The 14,622-nt window shown below is 35.8% G+C and carries 14 protein-coding genes; 13 read left to right on the top strand and 1 reads right to left on the bottom strand.

The genetic code is table 11. The features are described 5' to 3' along the window. The first annotated feature begins 145 nt into the window (after positions 1 to 145). The gene (locus tag ACT8YW_RS17835; RefSeq protein ID WP_004322485.1) at positions 146 to 1,057 is read left to right on the top strand and encodes an alpha-1,2-fucosyltransferase; all 912 of its coding nucleotides are present in this window, start codon (positions 146 to 148) and stop codon (positions 1,055 to 1,057) included. An 18-nt stretch (positions 1,058 to 1,075) separates the two neighbouring features. Here the strand turns inward: ACT8YW_RS17835 and ACT8YW_RS17830 are convergent, their stop codons facing one another. After that, positions 1,076 to 1,867, bottom strand: a complete 792-nt coding sequence (locus tag ACT8YW_RS17830) for a family 6 glucosyltransferase (RefSeq protein WP_444106529.1) — start codon at positions 1,865 to 1,867, stop codon at positions 1,076 to 1,078. 219 nt (positions 1,868 to 2,086) lie between these two features. On the opposite strand from ACT8YW_RS17830, the gene ACT8YW_RS17825 reads away from it, so the two are divergent. The 12 genes from ACT8YW_RS17825 to ACT8YW_RS17770 all read left to right on the top strand — a co-directional run bounded on the left by ACT8YW_RS17825 (position 2,087) and on the right by ACT8YW_RS17770 (position 14,588). Further along, positions 2,087 to 2,479 carry an EamA family transporter gene (locus tag ACT8YW_RS17825; protein WP_444106527.1) on the top strand — a complete coding sequence of 131 codons (393 nt, stop codon included), beginning with the start codon at positions 2,087 to 2,089 and terminating at the stop codon, positions 2,477 to 2,479. Position 2,480: 1 nt separating this feature from the next. Beyond that, positions 2,481 to 4,115, top strand: a complete 1,635-nt coding sequence (locus ACT8YW_RS17820) for a hypothetical protein (protein ID WP_444106525.1) — start codon at positions 2,481 to 2,483, stop codon at positions 4,113 to 4,115. Further along, the gene (locus tag ACT8YW_RS17815; protein WP_444106523.1) at positions 4,112 to 5,038 is read left to right on the top strand and encodes a glycosyltransferase family 2 protein; all 927 of its coding nucleotides are present in this window, start codon (positions 4,112 to 4,114) and stop codon (positions 5,036 to 5,038) included. Before ACT8YW_RS17820 ends, ACT8YW_RS17815 begins: the two co-directional genes overlap by 4 nt. Next, positions 5,035 to 5,775, top strand: a complete 741-nt coding sequence (locus ACT8YW_RS17810) for a hypothetical protein (RefSeq protein ID WP_444106521.1) — start codon at positions 5,035 to 5,037, stop codon at positions 5,773 to 5,775. The genes ACT8YW_RS17815 and ACT8YW_RS17810 overlap by 4 nt, the downstream gene beginning before the upstream one ends. A gap of 20 nt (positions 5,776 to 5,795) precedes the next feature. Further along, entirely contained in the window at positions 5,796 to 6,035 is a 240-nt protein-coding gene (locus ACT8YW_RS17805; protein ID WP_195654836.1) for an acyl carrier protein, read from the top strand. Beyond that, entirely contained in the window at positions 6,019 to 6,774 is a 756-nt protein-coding gene (locus tag ACT8YW_RS17800) for an SDR family NAD(P)-dependent oxidoreductase (protein WP_444106519.1), read from the top strand. The genes ACT8YW_RS17805 and ACT8YW_RS17800 overlap by 17 nt, the downstream gene beginning before the upstream one ends. 29 nt (positions 6,775 to 6,803) lie before the next feature. Then, complete coding sequence (locus ACT8YW_RS17795) at positions 6,804 to 8,210, top strand: AMP-binding protein (protein WP_444106517.1); 1,407 nt, start codon at positions 6,804 to 6,806, stop codon at positions 8,208 to 8,210. Further along, positions 8,211 to 9,293, top strand: coding sequence for a LuxE/PaaK family acyltransferase (locus ACT8YW_RS17790; protein WP_444106515.1), 1,083 nt, complete (start codon positions 8,211 to 8,213; stop codon positions 9,291 to 9,293). Between the two features lie 2 nt (positions 9,294 to 9,295). Further along, entirely contained in the window at positions 9,296 to 10,480 is a 1,185-nt protein-coding gene (locus ACT8YW_RS17785) for an acyl-CoA reductase (RefSeq protein WP_118195464.1), read from the top strand. Beyond that, complete coding sequence (gene rffA, locus ACT8YW_RS17780; protein ID WP_444106513.1) at positions 10,477 to 11,589, top strand: dTDP-4-amino-4,6-dideoxygalactose transaminase; 1,113 nt, start codon at positions 10,477 to 10,479, stop codon at positions 11,587 to 11,589. Before ACT8YW_RS17785 ends, rffA begins: the two co-directional genes overlap by 4 nt. Before the next feature lie 81 nt (positions 11,590 to 11,670). Further along, positions 11,671 to 13,065, top strand: a complete 1,395-nt coding sequence (locus ACT8YW_RS17775; RefSeq protein ID WP_444106511.1) for an ArnT family glycosyltransferase — start codon at positions 11,671 to 11,673, stop codon at positions 13,063 to 13,065. Between the two features lie 20 nt (positions 13,066 to 13,085). Beyond that, positions 13,086 to 14,588: a hypothetical protein gene (locus ACT8YW_RS17770; protein WP_444106509.1), complete on the top strand. Its 1,503-nt coding sequence runs from the start codon at positions 13,086 to 13,088 to the stop codon at positions 14,586 to 14,588. The last annotated feature ends 34 nt before the right edge of the window (positions 14,589 to 14,622 follow it).

Below are 14,622 nucleotides of genomic sequence, written 5' to 3'. Positions count from 1 at the left end.
ATTATAATATGCGCCATAAACTGTAATGTGCTCAGATAAATTAAGGCGTTGAGATATGAAGCATATATTGTTTATCGCTTATAATCTAGCTGGTTGGAGGATTTGAATCTGTTGCAGTATAGTTGGTAAAATAAGATATAAAGAAATGAGTATTATTAGAAGGTGGCAAAGAAGTTGTTATAAAAGAATGTTGAAGGCTCGCTTAGTTACTCCTAAGGTTGTAGTGTTGATGGATGGTGGTATTTGTTCTCAAATGCTCCAATATTTGTTGGGAGAATTTTTTAGAAAGCGTGGATGTAAGGTTGTGTATGATCTATCCTTTTATAAGGAATGGGGAAGTGACATGGATTATAAATTTGCCCGCAATTTTGATTTGTTGAAAGTGTTTCCTTATTTGGGGCTGACAATTGCAACAGAGTTCGAAATCTCCTATTATAAGAGACATTTTTATTATGTTGGGAATAATACATCGGAATGGATAGATGATTTTTCATTTTTGGAAAAAAATCCCCCTATTTATTTAGGTGGATATTATCATTTGCCGATAAATATTTGGGTACCCGCATTTATGTCTACTTATAGAATCTCATCTGAAATATTTGATGAGGGTAGCAAAATGTTAATGTCAGAAATAAAACAGAATATCAATCCTGTAGCAGTGCATGTTCGACGGGGTGATTTAAGTGTTGAAGTTCGAGCGTATGGGAAGCCTGCTTCTTTGAGCTATTTTAAAAGGGCTGTTGATTATATGGAAAAAGAGACTGTTATGCCTTTTTTTTACTTTTTCTCAGATGAGCCGGAATGGGTGGCATCAGAACTTATTCCCTATCTTGAATTTGCAAATGAGAATTACAAGGTGGTGGATATAAATGGTTCAGATAAGGGGTATATGGATTTGTTTTTGATAGCTTATTGCAAACATCAGATAACAAGTAAAGGTACTTTGGGAAAGTATGGTGCTTTATTGAGAGATAGTGCAGATAAAATAGTGATTCTTTGTGATGATAAAGTTGAATATCAGTGGAAAGGAGTTTTCCATAATTCTGTATTTTTATAATAGAGAAAAATTGGATAACTAATCAGCCGATTTAAATTTTTGGCAGATTAGCTTAATCCTTTCCCATAAAGAGCTTTTTCTTCGCAATAATTCATGCCCGCCATATTGGGGTTTATTTTTGTCTCGAATGAGGATTATTGGTTCAAAAGGAAGGAGCCAACCTTCTGGGTATAGATATGCAGGGGACAATGTAATAGCTGGTGGATTATCTAAAAAGTATTTATTGATTAGAGATTCGTCGTGCCAAATTGGTATTATATGGTTTGTGGCATCTCTGTCAACCCATGAGCAAATTGTTGTGCAGAGTTTCAAGTAGGCCTTTGTATATCCACCTGAAAGCCCTCCAGCGTAATAATATCGACCTTCTCCCTCTGGGATATAGGCAGTAGAAGCATCTCTTCGCTCGTATGTAAATTCGGAGTTCGGTTTATTGTAGAATCCGGGGTGTATAGTTCCTAGTAATCCGTTACTATCTGATGGTGGTAGAATTTCTTTGCCAATGGAGCTGGTAAATAAGAGATTGGCATTGAAGAAAAAGAGATAGTCGGTTTCTCGCTCTAACTGTTCCTTGATACGAAGGAATATATGGAAACGTTTTAATGTGTTGTCAGGCCATCCTAAATTCTTTTGTTTGATTCGGTGAATATGTTTGTTGTTTTCTTCGTCGTATAGTTTAGGAGTATCGGTAAATACATAATACTCAATAATAAAGAATTGGTCTTGCATAAAATAACGTTCTGCACTTAGGTAAAAATCTTTCCAAAAAATATCATATTTGCCCGTACAGATATATAATATACCAATTCTCATTTTATTTCTTATTTTGATTTATATTATTGGCAAATATATAAAGATTTATTTTATAATATTTGTTTGAAGTGTTTTTATTTTCTATGAATCATTGGTAACGGGACTCTTTTTGCAGATTCTATTTAGTTTTACTTAGTGGTATCTTATAAATAAGTAACTTGTGTATTCTTAAAAAAAACAATTTTATTTGTCTTTTTCTCTGCTTAGTCGTATCTTTGCATGCCTAATCAAAACTTAACTATGGGATATTTATATGTTTTTTTAACCATTCTATTTACCGTATACGGTCAGATTATTCTGAAATGGCGAATTTCAGATTTGAATTGGTCTTTAAACACGACTGGGGGAATAGGACAGATGATTGTTTCTTATATGAAATTTTTATTTGATCCATTGATATTCTCGGGATTTGTGAGTGCATTTATTGCTTCTGTTTTTTGGATGTTAGCGATGACCAAGTTTGAGCTAACTTATGCTTATCCATTTATGTCTCTTTCTCCTGCACTGGTTTTTATTGTTGGAATTTTTGTGCTTGGAGAAACATTCACAATCGGAAAGCTGCTGGGATTGCTTATAATAATGCTTGGTATTATTGTTACTGTGAAATTATAGAATGGATAGACTTATTCGTTTGGTTACTCTTTTTGTGTCGAAGAAAGGAGTAACGTTTACATATCCTCTGGCGTTGGTGGCTTGGGTGGTTATTTTTCTCTTTATGTCTTGGGCTTTATCAATTCGCTTTGAGACGAATGATGATGTGGTGATGTTAATGATTTCTTCTGGGGCATACTCTGGTACGCCAGATTATCATTTGGTCTTTATTAATGTAATTTATGGTCTTTTGCTGAAAGGATTATATTTTATTATACCCAGTCTGGAATGGTATACTATTTTGTTTTGCCTGCTCCATATTGTAAGTTTTTCTATAATATTATGGGTATATAGTAAGCGGATTACTACAGCTTTTGGTCAGTTATTGTTGTTGCTACTGTTGCTTGTATTGCAAGCTCGGTTTATTGTTGGACTCCAATTTACAACAACGGCTGCTATAGTTGCTTGTGCTGGATTGTCTTTGTATTTTGAGCGAGGAAAGAAAGTTAAGTTTTTTGGACTATTCCTTTTTTTAATTGGTAGCTTGATTCGCTTTGAAGCTGCGATGCTTTGTTTTGGAGTTTATGCTCCAGTGATGATGTTCCCATTGAGTGGACGAATACGAAGTAAACGTCAACTTTTGAATACAGTTCTAATTTTATCTGTTATTCTTGTTCTTCCTATACTAGCACGGGTTATAGATACTCAAGTATATAAACATAATTCCGAATGGCGGTATTATGTAGATTACAATCGGATTCGTGGAGCATTGAATGATAACCCTAATTTTGCAAGATTGCTTACTGATAATCCTACTTATTCTATTGCGGATATTAATGATTTACAGAATTTAGCTTATTTTATTGCAGATCCGGCAATTTTGGATTTGCATGTGATTGCCCAAATAAAGGAGTCATTGGATATTAAGCCTCTTTCTGATAAACTTCAGAATGTAAAAACATGGATCTGTTTTTATGTGGATACAATCATTTGTATTTTGCTATTAATATTATTATTGATATTTGAACGGAAGGTAACCTATCGATGGGGCTTACTTTTTTCAGGGTTATCATTCTTTATGTTACTTTCATGGGTATCTCTTAATGCAACAGTTAAAGAGCGTGTTTTTCTTTCTGCTATTACTCCATTAATGTTAATTATGATCCTGATGATTGTCAATTATCAAAAGAAGTGTTGGAGGATTGTAGTTTTATCTGTGCTTTATTTATTAACTTTGCACACGATTGTAAAACAGACAGTTGATATGTATGCTGTTAAAAAAGAGCAAAGCCGATTAGTTATTAAACAGTTGGATTTGATCAAAAGCTCTATTGATTGTGATTTTACTCCTTTCGGTAATAGTATTACTTTGGAGGGACTAAATCCATTTAGTATTACATCGAGTTTTAAATCGTTGAATGCTAGGATGATAGGTAATGGCTGGATGACGGAAATACCTTTGAATCATAGGCGGATGGATTCACATCTTGATTTTGTGGAAAAGCCCATCTTGATCTTTATGTCTAAAGGTAGTGAACCCCAGATACATAATATACAATACTGTATAAAGAAGAATTATCAGATAGATACAGTTCTGGAAGTCGTAGTTGAGGATGAATTATCTGAGATTATTATTATTAAAAAGAAAACGATATGAAAATAAGCATAGTATCTCCAATTTATAGGGCTGAGAATATAGTAGATGAACTGGTTCGACAAATTATTAAGAATGTAGAACCTTTAACGTCCGATTTCGAAATTGTATTGGTGAATGATGCTTCGCCTGATTATTCGTGGAGAAAGATACGTGAGATTTGCAGTAGAGATTCGCGAGTAAAAGGTATAAATCTGAGCCGTAATTTTGGGCAACATTATGCGATAACAGCTGGGCTAAGCTATGCATCAGGTGAGTGGATCGTAGTGATGGACTGTGATTTGCAGGATCGTCCCGATGAGATCCCTAATTTATATGCGAAAGCTTTAGAAGGTTGGGATATTGTTTATGCCCGAAGGGTGGAGCGAAAGGATGGTTTCTGGAAGAAAATGAGTTCCCGGGCTTTTCATCGAGCTTATTCATATTTAAGTGGTAGTAAGAGTGATCGAACAATTGCGAATTTTGGGATTTATAAGAAGAAGGTTATCCAAGAATACAATAAGATGACTGAAAAAGCTCGTTCTTTTCCTTCTTTGATCGCTTATTTAGGGTTTAAAGCTACAACTATTGATGTTGCTCATTCGGAACGGTATGAAGGCAGTAGTAGTTATACTTTGTCTAAATTAATAAAATTAACGGTGGATGTTTTAGTTTCCAATAGTACTAAACCATTGTTGCTAGCTGTTCAGTTTGGGTTTGTAATTTCCTTTATTTCTGTACTTTTAGCATTATATAATGTCATTGCTTATTTTACAGGTATAAATTTGGTACATGGTTATACCACAACGATCTTTTCGATTTGGTTTGTTGGCGGAATGACTATTTTTGTATTGGGTATTGTAGGACTATATATTGGAAAAATATTTGATGAGGTTAAGAATAGGCAACTATTTATTATTGATGAAACTATGAATCTTGAAAAATGAAGATAATAAATGCTTTTTGGGAAGAACGAAATTTAGGAGTTACTTGTTGTGAAGTGACAATTGAGAAAGATGATTCTCTGTTATATATACAAGATGAGTTGTCTCGCTTGTCTTCTGTTCAATATTTGGTTATAAAGGTTGATACTCCTAATGTTGAAGCTCATTTTTTATTGGCGAAACTAGGTTATGTTTTTATAGAAGCAAATATCAACATGTTTTTAGATGTTCGCAATTACCGACTCTCTGTTTTAGAACAACGGTTTAATTCGCAGATTCATTACCGCAAACTGTCAGCACAGGATGAGCTGGATAGATTTGAGGCAGAGTTAGATAAAGGTCTTTTTAATACTGATCGTATCTATCTTGATCCTAATTTTACAAAAGCGAGAGCGGCTCATCGATATAAGTGTTGGATAAAGGATGAAATGGAGCGAGGAGCAGAATTATTTGAAATAGCTTATAAAGAACATGCTATTGGCTTTTTCACTCAAAAGCAATTAGATGAAAAGACTTATTATCCTTTTCTTGCAGGATTGTATCTTGGTAATGAGGAGAAAGTAGGATTGGGCTTTTCTGTATTGGCTAAGCCTATAGAAGATGTAATGAAAAGAGGTGGAAGATATATTTCGACTTATGTTTCATCTAACAATTTGCCGATCGTTAAATTGCATACGCAATTAGGCTTTTTACCAAATAAGATCTACAATGTATTTATAAAGCATAATTCTGGAAATTGAAACTAATTATATAATAAGAAATGACAAATTTGGAGAAGTATAATCAGGTGTTTATCTCAACTTTGGAGATTACAGAGGACAAATTGCACGGGCTGAGCTATCAATCGGTAGAGTTGTGGGATTCAGTGGGTCATATGACTTTAGTTGCTAACTTAGAAGACGCATTCGATATTATGATGGAGACCGATGATATTATTGATTTATCGTCTTATGAGAAGGGAATTGAGATTTTGACAGGAAAATATGGCGTCGAATTATAGTGATTTACGTGGGAAAACAGCTCTGATTACTGGTTGTAATCGTGGTATTGGAAAAGATGTTCTAACTAAGTTTGCTTCACAAGGAGTTAATATAGTAGCTTGTGTTCGAACTGCTTCCAATGAGTTTTCAGCATATTTGAATACTCTTTGTGAGAACTATGATGTTAACATAGAAATTGTATTTGTTGATTTAGCTAATCCGGAGAGTATTACTTCTGCTATGCGGGAGATTTTTCAGAAGAAAATACAGATAGATATTCTGATAAATAATGCAGGAGTGGCTTTTGGCGGTCTATTTTCGATGACTTCAATGGCAAAACTCCGGGAAGTTTTTGAAATAAATTTCTTCTCCCAAGTTCAAATAACACAGTATGTGGTGAAGTGGATGAGGAAAAGAGGCTGTGGAGTAATTATTAATATGGCGTCAATTGCAGGTATTGATGGAATGGAAGGATTTACAGCATATGGATCAAGTAAAGCAGCCATGGTTTATTTGACTAAGATGTTATCTAAAGAATTAGCAATGAGCGGAATTCGAGTTAATGCTGTGGCACCTGGGTTGATTAATACGGAACTCGTTAAACAGCTAGACAATAAAGCTGTAAATAAGATGGTTGGACAGAGTAGCTTGGGGCGTTTAGGAACGCCAGATGAAATAGCAGAATTAGTTGTTTTTTTATCGTCTGATTCATCTCGCTTTATTGACGGTCAAATAATCCGGATAGATGGAGGAATGTGAGTGGGAAATAAAATAATATCTTTGATCTAATGAATTCAATAAAAGATATACTCCAAAAATATATGTTGTCAGTTCTTGCTATTGACGAGGATGGAAACTCCTATAGCTATTCTCAAGCTTTGTCTTTTGCAAGAAATATGGGACAGGTGTATCGTGAGCGACCTTTAGTCTTTTGTTTAGCAGAAAATAGTATAGGTTCGTTAATGGGATATCTTTCTTTTATGCAGAATCGATGGGTGGTTCTGATGTTGGATGCTAAATTGGATTCTGAGTTATTGCAGGGATTGGTTGGAAAGTATCAGCCGAATCTTATCTGGATGCCTGATTCCAGAGTGCAGGAGTTTGCGAATGCCAAGCTGATATATCAGGATTATGGATACTCATTAATTGAATTGAATTCCGGTCAAATCCATTTACATACAGATTTAGGACTGCTTCTGACCACATCAGGAAGTACCGGGAGCCCTAAATTAGTGCGTCTATCCTATCAGAATCTTTCAGCAAACGCTTCTTCCATAGCCGAATATTTAGATATTACAGCAGAAGAACGACCGATAACGTCGTTACCTATGTATTATTCTTTTGGGTTATCGGTTATCAATAGCCATATAATAAAAGGAGCAACTTTGCTTTTATCTAAACGTGGATTGATGGAGAAGGAGTTTTGGAATATGCTTAAAGAGCAGAAGGTCACTTCTATGTCAGGTGTTCCTTATACTTTCGAAATGCTTCACCGTTTGAGATTTCAGCGGATGAATCTTCCGGATTTGAGGACGATAACACAGGCTGGAGGCAAATTGAATGATAATTTGATTGAATTTTTTGCATTACATGCACAAAAGACGGGGCAGCGCTTCTTTGTAATGTATGGACAAACAGAAGCTACGGCGCGGATGAGCTATTTGCCATATCAACAGACATTGGATAAAATTGGGAGCATTGGAATACCCATTCCGGGAGGACGTTTTATGTTGATGGATGATTTGGGAAATGAAATCACTGAAACTGGAAAAAGTGGCGAATTGGTCTATTTTGGAGAAAATGTATCTTTAGGATATGCTGAGTCACAGGACGATCTGTCGCTGGGGGATGAAAATCAAGGATGTTTAGCAACGGGGGATATTGCTCAAGTGGATAGTGATGGCTATTATTATATTGTGGGGCGTAAAAAGAGGTTTATTAAGATATTCGGAAACCGGGTTAATTTAGACGCCTCTGAACAGCTTCTGAAAGCACTTTATCCGGATATTGTATGTACTGGTAGGGATGATAAGATGTATATTTATACTCTCCAATCCGGAAAGGAAGATGAAATTCGGTCGTTTATAGCTCATAAGTTAGGTATTCATATTTCGGCTTTCGTGGTAAGGCAGATAGATGAAATACCTAAGAATAATTCAGGAAAAGTATTATACGCTCATCTAAGTATAGAATAAATGATTGATATTAACGCAATATTAGAACAAAGCCCTTATTCTTTGAACAGAGAAGAAAAGGGTGTATTGATGAATCAGGTCATTCGGGAATTAACGAAGTATCATGCGGAATATTGCGAACCATATCGTAAGATTCTTCAGGCTTTGAATTTGGACTTAAATAATCTACCTTATTATACGGACTTACCTTTTTTACCTGTTCGTTTATTTAAGGAGTTCGACTTAGTGAGTGTTCCTCGAAATGAGGTTGTTAAAACAATGACCTCTTCCGGGACGACGGGACAAGCTGTTTCTAAGATCTATTTAGATCGCGAAACGTCTAGTCTGCAAACAAAAGTCTTGGCTAAAATAGTTTCTTCATTTATTGGTAACCAACGGGTTCCGATGTTAATTCTGGATAGTTCGGAAGTAATCAAGAACCGGGCTATGTTTTCAGCACGGGGAGCGGGTATATTGGGGTTTTCAATGTTTGGATCCAAGCGCTATTATGCTCTTGATGCTGAAATGAAACTTGATGTCGAAGGAGTACGTTCTTTTCTGGAGCAGCATCAAGGTCAGCCGATATTCTTGTTTGGTTTCACTTTTATGATTTGGCGGCATTTCTACAAGCAGTTGAAGGAACTGGATGTTCATCTGGATCTAAGCAACGGATTGCTGATACATGGAGGAGGCTGGAAGAAATTGATTTCGGAGAAAGTAAGTCCGGAAGAGTTTAAACAGCGATTATCTGAAGTTTGTGGACTGTCAAAAGTGTACGACTACTATGGAATGGTCGAACAGACAGGAACGATTTATATGGAATGTGAGTGCGGGCATCTGCATGCTCCTCTTTTCTCTGATGTATTGATTCGTAGAACGGATGACTTTAGTCTTGCTGAAAAAAATGAGAAAGGACTGATACAGGTTGTTTCTATGTTGCCGAGAAGCTATCCCGGGCACTCTTTGCTGACTGAAGATGAAGGTGTATTGTTGGGCGAAGATGATTGTCCATGTGGTCGCAAAGGAAAATACTTTAAGATATTAGGACGGATTCAGAATGCGGAAATCCGAGGATGCAGTGATACATATCAATTAAAACGATAATTATGGAATGGCTGTTTAATCAATATAAATCAGATGAGGAATTTCAACAATCCTACCCCTTGTCACCTTTCTCTGATGAGGTAATTCTTTATTTGAATGAACTTTCGTCGATATTACTCCGGATGCCTGAAGTAAGGCATTATCCGGATGTAGTGACATTTGCCTTTTTCTGTAGAAAGGCAAATCTGTTACATCTTCAGAAAGAGCATGCAACTAATTCTTTGCGTTTGGGGCGGGGGCTTGTTTTTCATATTGCTCCCTCTAATGTTCCGGTCAATTTTGCCTATTCTCTGATTTGTGGATTATTGTCAGGGAATAATAATATAGTGCGACTTCCGGGAAAACAGTTTCGTCAAGTAGATTTAATTGTTGGAGCGATTCGAACACTTTCAGACGATGAACGGTTTGATACGGTTTCCCGGATGGTTCATTTGATTAAGTATGAGCGTGGTGGAATAGAAACTACTACCTATTCGGCTTTAGCTGATGTTAGGGTTATTTGGGGAGGTGATGAAACTATTCGTACCATCCGTCAATCACCACTTCCTCCGCGAAGTTATGATATCGCATTTGCTGACCGTTATTCTGTTTGTGTGCTCAACGCAATATCTATACTTGAAGAGCCTTCTTTAGATAAGATTGTCGAGGGCTTTTATAATGATACTTATCTGTTTGATCAAAATGCTTGTTCAGCACCGCAACTAATGGTATGGGTAGGTACGGCGGACAAGATAGAAAAAGCAAAGGAATACTTTTGGACTGCTTTGCAGCAGCATGTTGACCGGAAATATAAGTTAGAACCTATCTTAGCTGTTGATAAATTGTCTGCATTTTATAGACAGGCTATTTTGTCGGATGTGATAAAGGAGGAAAATAAGAACAATAACCTATGGCGTGTCAGGTTGGGAGAATTATCTTCTGATATTCCTCAATATAGGTGTGCTGGTGGATATTTTTCTGAATATTCAACCAACGATTTTAACGATCTGGCATCTATTGTTACTACTAAATATCAAACGTTGGCTTATTTCGGATTCTCGAAAGATGAGTTGCAACGGTTTGTTTTAAATAATCATATCAAAGGAATAGATCGTATAGTGCCAATTGGCAAAACGACAGATTTCTCTTTGATTTGGGATGGCTATGATTTAATAACAATGTTATCACGTGAAATTTCAATCTTATGATACCTTTTAATAAACCTTATTTAACAGGAAAAGAGGCACATTATATGTACCAGGCAGTGTATGGTGGCAAACTTTCAGGTAATGGGATGTTTACCAAGAAATGTCAGGAGTATTTCGAGAAACAGTATGGTTTTAAGAAATCTCTATTAACGACCTCTTGCACTGATGCTTTGGAAATGTGTGCTATACTGGCTGATATTCAGCCGGGTGATGAAGTAATAGTTCCTTCATATACCTTTGTTTCAACAGCATTGGCTTTTGTCCGTCAGGGAGCGAAGATTGTATTTGCTGACAGTTGTCCTGATAATCCGAATATTGATGCTACCCGCATTGAAGAATTGATTACTTCTAATACAAAGGCAATTGTTCCTGTTCATTATGCAGGAGTGGCTTGTGATATGGATCCTATTATGGACTTGGCCCGAAAATATAATCTTTTAGTAATTGAGGATGCTGCTCAGGCGATTGATTCTTATTATAAAGGGAAACCTTTAGGGAGTATCGGACATTTGGCAGCTTTTTCATTTCACGAAACCAAAAATATAATTTCTGGGGAAGGTGGAATGTTGGCTATCAATGATGAACGCTTTATCCGTCGTGCAGAAATTATTTGGGAGAAAGGTACTAACCGTGCCGAATTCTTTCGTGGGGAAGTAAATAAATACGGTTGGGTTGATACGGGGAGTTCTTTCCTGCCTTCGGAAGTTATTGCTGCGTTTCTGTGGGCACAGTTAGAAAATCTGGAGAATATCCAGTTGCGTAGGAAAGAACTATGGAACCGGTATAATGATGCCTTATTAAAGGTCGCTTTGCCGAATATTACCCTGCCTAATATTCCAGATTATGCAACTAACAATGCACATATGTATTATCTGGTTTGCCAATCATTGGAACAGCGTACTGAATTAATCAAGAAGCTAAAGGAGAATGGGGTACTGGCAGTATTTCACTATTTGTCACTGCACAGCAGTGAATATTATCATAATAAACATGATGGAAGAGTATTGGCTAATACGGATCATTTTGCGGACTGCTTAATACGTTTGCCTATGTTTTATGAGTTGACAGATGCAGAGGTGGATGAGATAGTCCGCATTGTTTGTAGCTAATTTAAGATTTGAGGTTAACGCTTTCTTTTATTGATATAGTGAGGGACTGTTTCCTTTTTGTGTAAGAAAAAACAGGTGTATATGATAAAAAATAATAGGGTGATGTTCAGCAAATATGGTTACATACTATTTGTTTTCATTTTAATTTGCAGTTATATTTATAGCTTGACAATAGCTCCGGTTAATGCTGACTATGGATATTATGTAGGAGCGGCAAAGAGTATGGCACAAGGATTGGTCCCATATCGTGACATCAGTTTGGGGTATCCTCCTTTTGTTTTTTATCTTTTAAGTATTCCTTATGTACTTTGTGGAACAGATATTTCTCCATTAGTGCCAATGTATATTGCCTTTTTTTTTAATTTGGCAAATGGATATCTGATATGGTTGATATTAAAGAATTTCGGGATTAATAAGTTCATAAGACAATATGCTATTGTTTTGTATGTAATATATCTTTACTCAGTAGAATCTGTCTTTTTGGGGTTGGAACCTTTTTCTACTTTCTGGGGATTATTGGGAACTTGCATTTTACTGAAAAACAAAAAGCATTTAGGAGTAGCTGGGCTTTGTTTAACATTAGCCTTCTTGTGTAAGCAATATGCCTTGTTGTATGCACCAATTTATGCCCTGCTAATTTTATTATTAAGAGTGGATAAGACAATAAAAGAAAGAATCTTTGCAGTTTTACAGGTTGCTTTATGGTCGTTGATCTCTGTTTTGATTGTTCATTTGTTTTTTGTTTGCTTGACAGGTCAGGGAGATTACTTTACTCTTTTGTTAGGAACAGGATATGGGAAAAGAAGCTTCTCAGGAGTTGTAGAAGTGCTTCGGAAAAGATTCTTTCATATGTTTTTTATTGTACTGTTGATTCCGTTTATTTGGAATAAAGTTAGTAGGTTAGAAATAAAGCGAATGATATTTCTGGTTATTTCTATATTCTTCTTATTGTTGCAGAATTACTATGATACATCGCCTCACTACTTGATTTTTATAGTTCCTTATGTTGTGGTGTTGATAGCAATTATAATCGGTAACATTTCGTTCACTTGGGTTCGAGTTGCATCTTGTTTAGTTGTTCTATTACTTGCCATCTTCTTTCTTGTAAAGGCGACTAAAGATTATCAAATTATAAGAGAAGATGAAAATAACCATTGTATAATAACTAGGAATCAGCAGCTTGAGGTTGTTCGTTTTTTACAAAAAGTAGTTCCACCTGAATCAAAAACAGTTGTAGCACGTCAATGGAACTATCTTGTGACTCCTCATCTTTATGGACTGATTGATATTGCTCCAGTAGACTATCGGAATACACGTTTTGGATTTGAAGAAGATCCACAATTGTTAGAGCAGGTAAAAGATGCAGAGGTCTTAATTATAGAAACTTCTCATCCTTTATATGACCAGTTTATTAATCAGCTCAAGCCTCCTTATCAATCCTGTATATATAAAGATGTACACGTATTCTTACGATGAATCAATAAGATATGAAATATATGAGTAAGCTAAACTGGCTCTTTTTAGGGTTGAAACTTGTTTTATTTATAACAATATACTCATCTTGTAGTGGTTCAGAGATAGAAAAAGTACTAAAGGATGAAAAAGCAGCAGAAGAAGAGGAAGAACTTGTACGGCCAGAATCAAAAGTTTGGGAGGCTGATGTTCTTGAGCGGCATTTAAAAGAAGTTTCAAAAAATGAGCTCTCTTTTGTTAATCTTCCAGATGATGAATGTCCGATAGAGGGAGAGATTGTTTGTGGTGCTTCTGTAGATAAGGCACCTTATGGCTTTATGGGAAAAGTTAAAGAGATTATTTCGGAGGGGGATGAGACTCATATCTTATTGGAGGATGTTCCTTTGGTAGAACTTATAGGAACAGGTAGTGATGCTTATAATGTGGATCTTAAGGAATCTTTTCTAGGAGTTTATAATGATGAGGCATCTTTCTTGTCTGATCCTGTCCAAAATCGGTCATTGCAAATACCGGAGATCTATCTAAAAAAAGAGTGGAAATCAAATGATGGTAAATTGGTTTTGACAGCAGATGTTCACCTAGAGACAGTTCGTTTTGAGGGAGCTTTAGATTTTAATTATCCATATCTGGAGAAATGTTCTTCAAAGATAAGATTGAAAGGACGTGCTCTTTTACAAATTAAAGCAGGTAAGGGACTAGGTAATCAAAGAATAAAGATTGACTTGGGGATATTGAAATTTCGACCTATTCAAAGATGGATAAAGACCAAACCTGTTAGTTTCGTTCCAGAAATACCTCTAAGTTTAGAACTGACAATGAGGATAAATTCTATTGAGGGCGATTTGTTTGAAATTGATATTGACCAAGTTTTCGGATTTGATTATAATCGAGCTGGTAAGCTGGTATTTATTGACGAAGGTAATACTGGGTTTTCGAAAACATTGGATAATTTTCGAATAGATGCAGGGCAAGATTTTACTGAAATAAGTGCTGGTTTAAAAGCCGGTCTGGCTGTTTCTCTATTTAATAAAGAGGATTGTTATGTTTCTTTATTGTTGGGTTATAAAAGTTTGTTTGCATTAACATTGAAGAATGATCAGCAAGGAAATAAATCGACATTGCAGTGTAATCATTTACTTAGTGGTCAAATTATATGTTTATTGAGAGCTTTGGGATGTCAGATTTTCGATATAAATCAGGAAATTGTTCTTAAAAGACTACCGGAGTTATCTTGGAAGTTGTATCCTGATTTTTTTGATATAACGGCGGAATCAACTTCTCCTTCAGATATTCGTATGCGAAGTAAATTGAATTTGAATAGTTTGCCCTATTTGTGGGATGGAATTCTTGATTGGGGATTTGTTGTATCTGGTAAAAGTTATAGTTTTGGAAAGCCTGATATGGATATGCTGGAAAAGCAGCTTGTTTGTGAATTGACTGAAGAAGTGATGTCTGTGTTTGTTGATGGGCAGGTTTATGAATTAGCTCCGTATGTAACGACTATATTAACCCGTTGGCGGAATTAAATAAATAACCGTATGAGTATTAAAAAGTTGTACA

This window comes from Bacteroides sp., assembly GCF_052357945.1.
In the GTDB taxonomy this organism is placed as follows: Bacteria; Bacteroidota; Bacteroidia; order Bacteroidales; family Bacteroidaceae; genus Bacteroides.
Note: the sequence above shows the minus strand (reverse complement) of the source record. Positions and strands in the feature narration are given on the sequence as shown.

What these genes read in the sequence shown, in the direction of transcription:
- ACT8YW_RS17835 (WP_004322485.1), top strand. Translation starts at nt 146, where the DNA reads ATGAGTATTATTAGAAGGTGGCAAAGAAGTTGTTATAAAAGAATGTTG.
- ACT8YW_RS17830 (WP_444106529.1), bottom strand. Translation starts at nt 1,867, where the DNA reads ATGAGAATTGGTATATTATATATCTGTACGGGCAAATATGATATTTTT.
- ACT8YW_RS17825 (WP_444106527.1), top strand. Translation starts at nt 2,087, where the DNA reads ATGCCTAATCAAAACTTAACTATGGGATATTTATATGTTTTTTTAACC.
- ACT8YW_RS17820 (WP_444106525.1), top strand. Translation starts at nt 2,481, where the DNA reads ATGGATAGACTTATTCGTTTGGTTACTCTTTTTGTGTCGAAGAAAGGA.
- ACT8YW_RS17815 (WP_444106523.1), top strand. Translation starts at nt 4,112, where the DNA reads ATGAAAATAAGCATAGTATCTCCAATTTATAGGGCTGAGAATATAGTA.
- ACT8YW_RS17810 (WP_444106521.1), top strand. Translation starts at nt 5,035, where the DNA reads ATGAAGATAATAAATGCTTTTTGGGAAGAACGAAATTTAGGAGTTACT.
- ACT8YW_RS17805 (WP_195654836.1), top strand. Translation starts at nt 5,796, where the DNA reads ATGACAAATTTGGAGAAGTATAATCAGGTGTTTATCTCAACTTTGGAG.
- ACT8YW_RS17800 (WP_444106519.1), top strand. Translation starts at nt 6,019, where the DNA reads ATGGCGTCGAATTATAGTGATTTACGTGGGAAAACAGCTCTGATTACT.
- ACT8YW_RS17795 (WP_444106517.1), top strand. Translation starts at nt 6,804, where the DNA reads ATGAATTCAATAAAAGATATACTCCAAAAATATATGTTGTCAGTTCTT.
- ACT8YW_RS17790 (WP_444106515.1), top strand. Translation starts at nt 8,211, where the DNA reads ATGATTGATATTAACGCAATATTAGAACAAAGCCCTTATTCTTTGAAC.
- ACT8YW_RS17785 (WP_118195464.1), top strand. Translation starts at nt 9,296, where the DNA reads ATGGAATGGCTGTTTAATCAATATAAATCAGATGAGGAATTTCAACAA.
- rffA (WP_444106513.1), top strand. Translation starts at nt 10,477, where the DNA reads ATGATACCTTTTAATAAACCTTATTTAACAGGAAAAGAGGCACATTAT.
- ACT8YW_RS17775 (WP_444106511.1), top strand. Translation starts at nt 11,671, where the DNA reads ATGATAAAAAATAATAGGGTGATGTTCAGCAAATATGGTTACATACTA.
- ACT8YW_RS17770 (WP_444106509.1), top strand. Translation starts at nt 13,086, where the DNA reads ATGAGTAAGCTAAACTGGCTCTTTTTAGGGTTGAAACTTGTTTTATTT.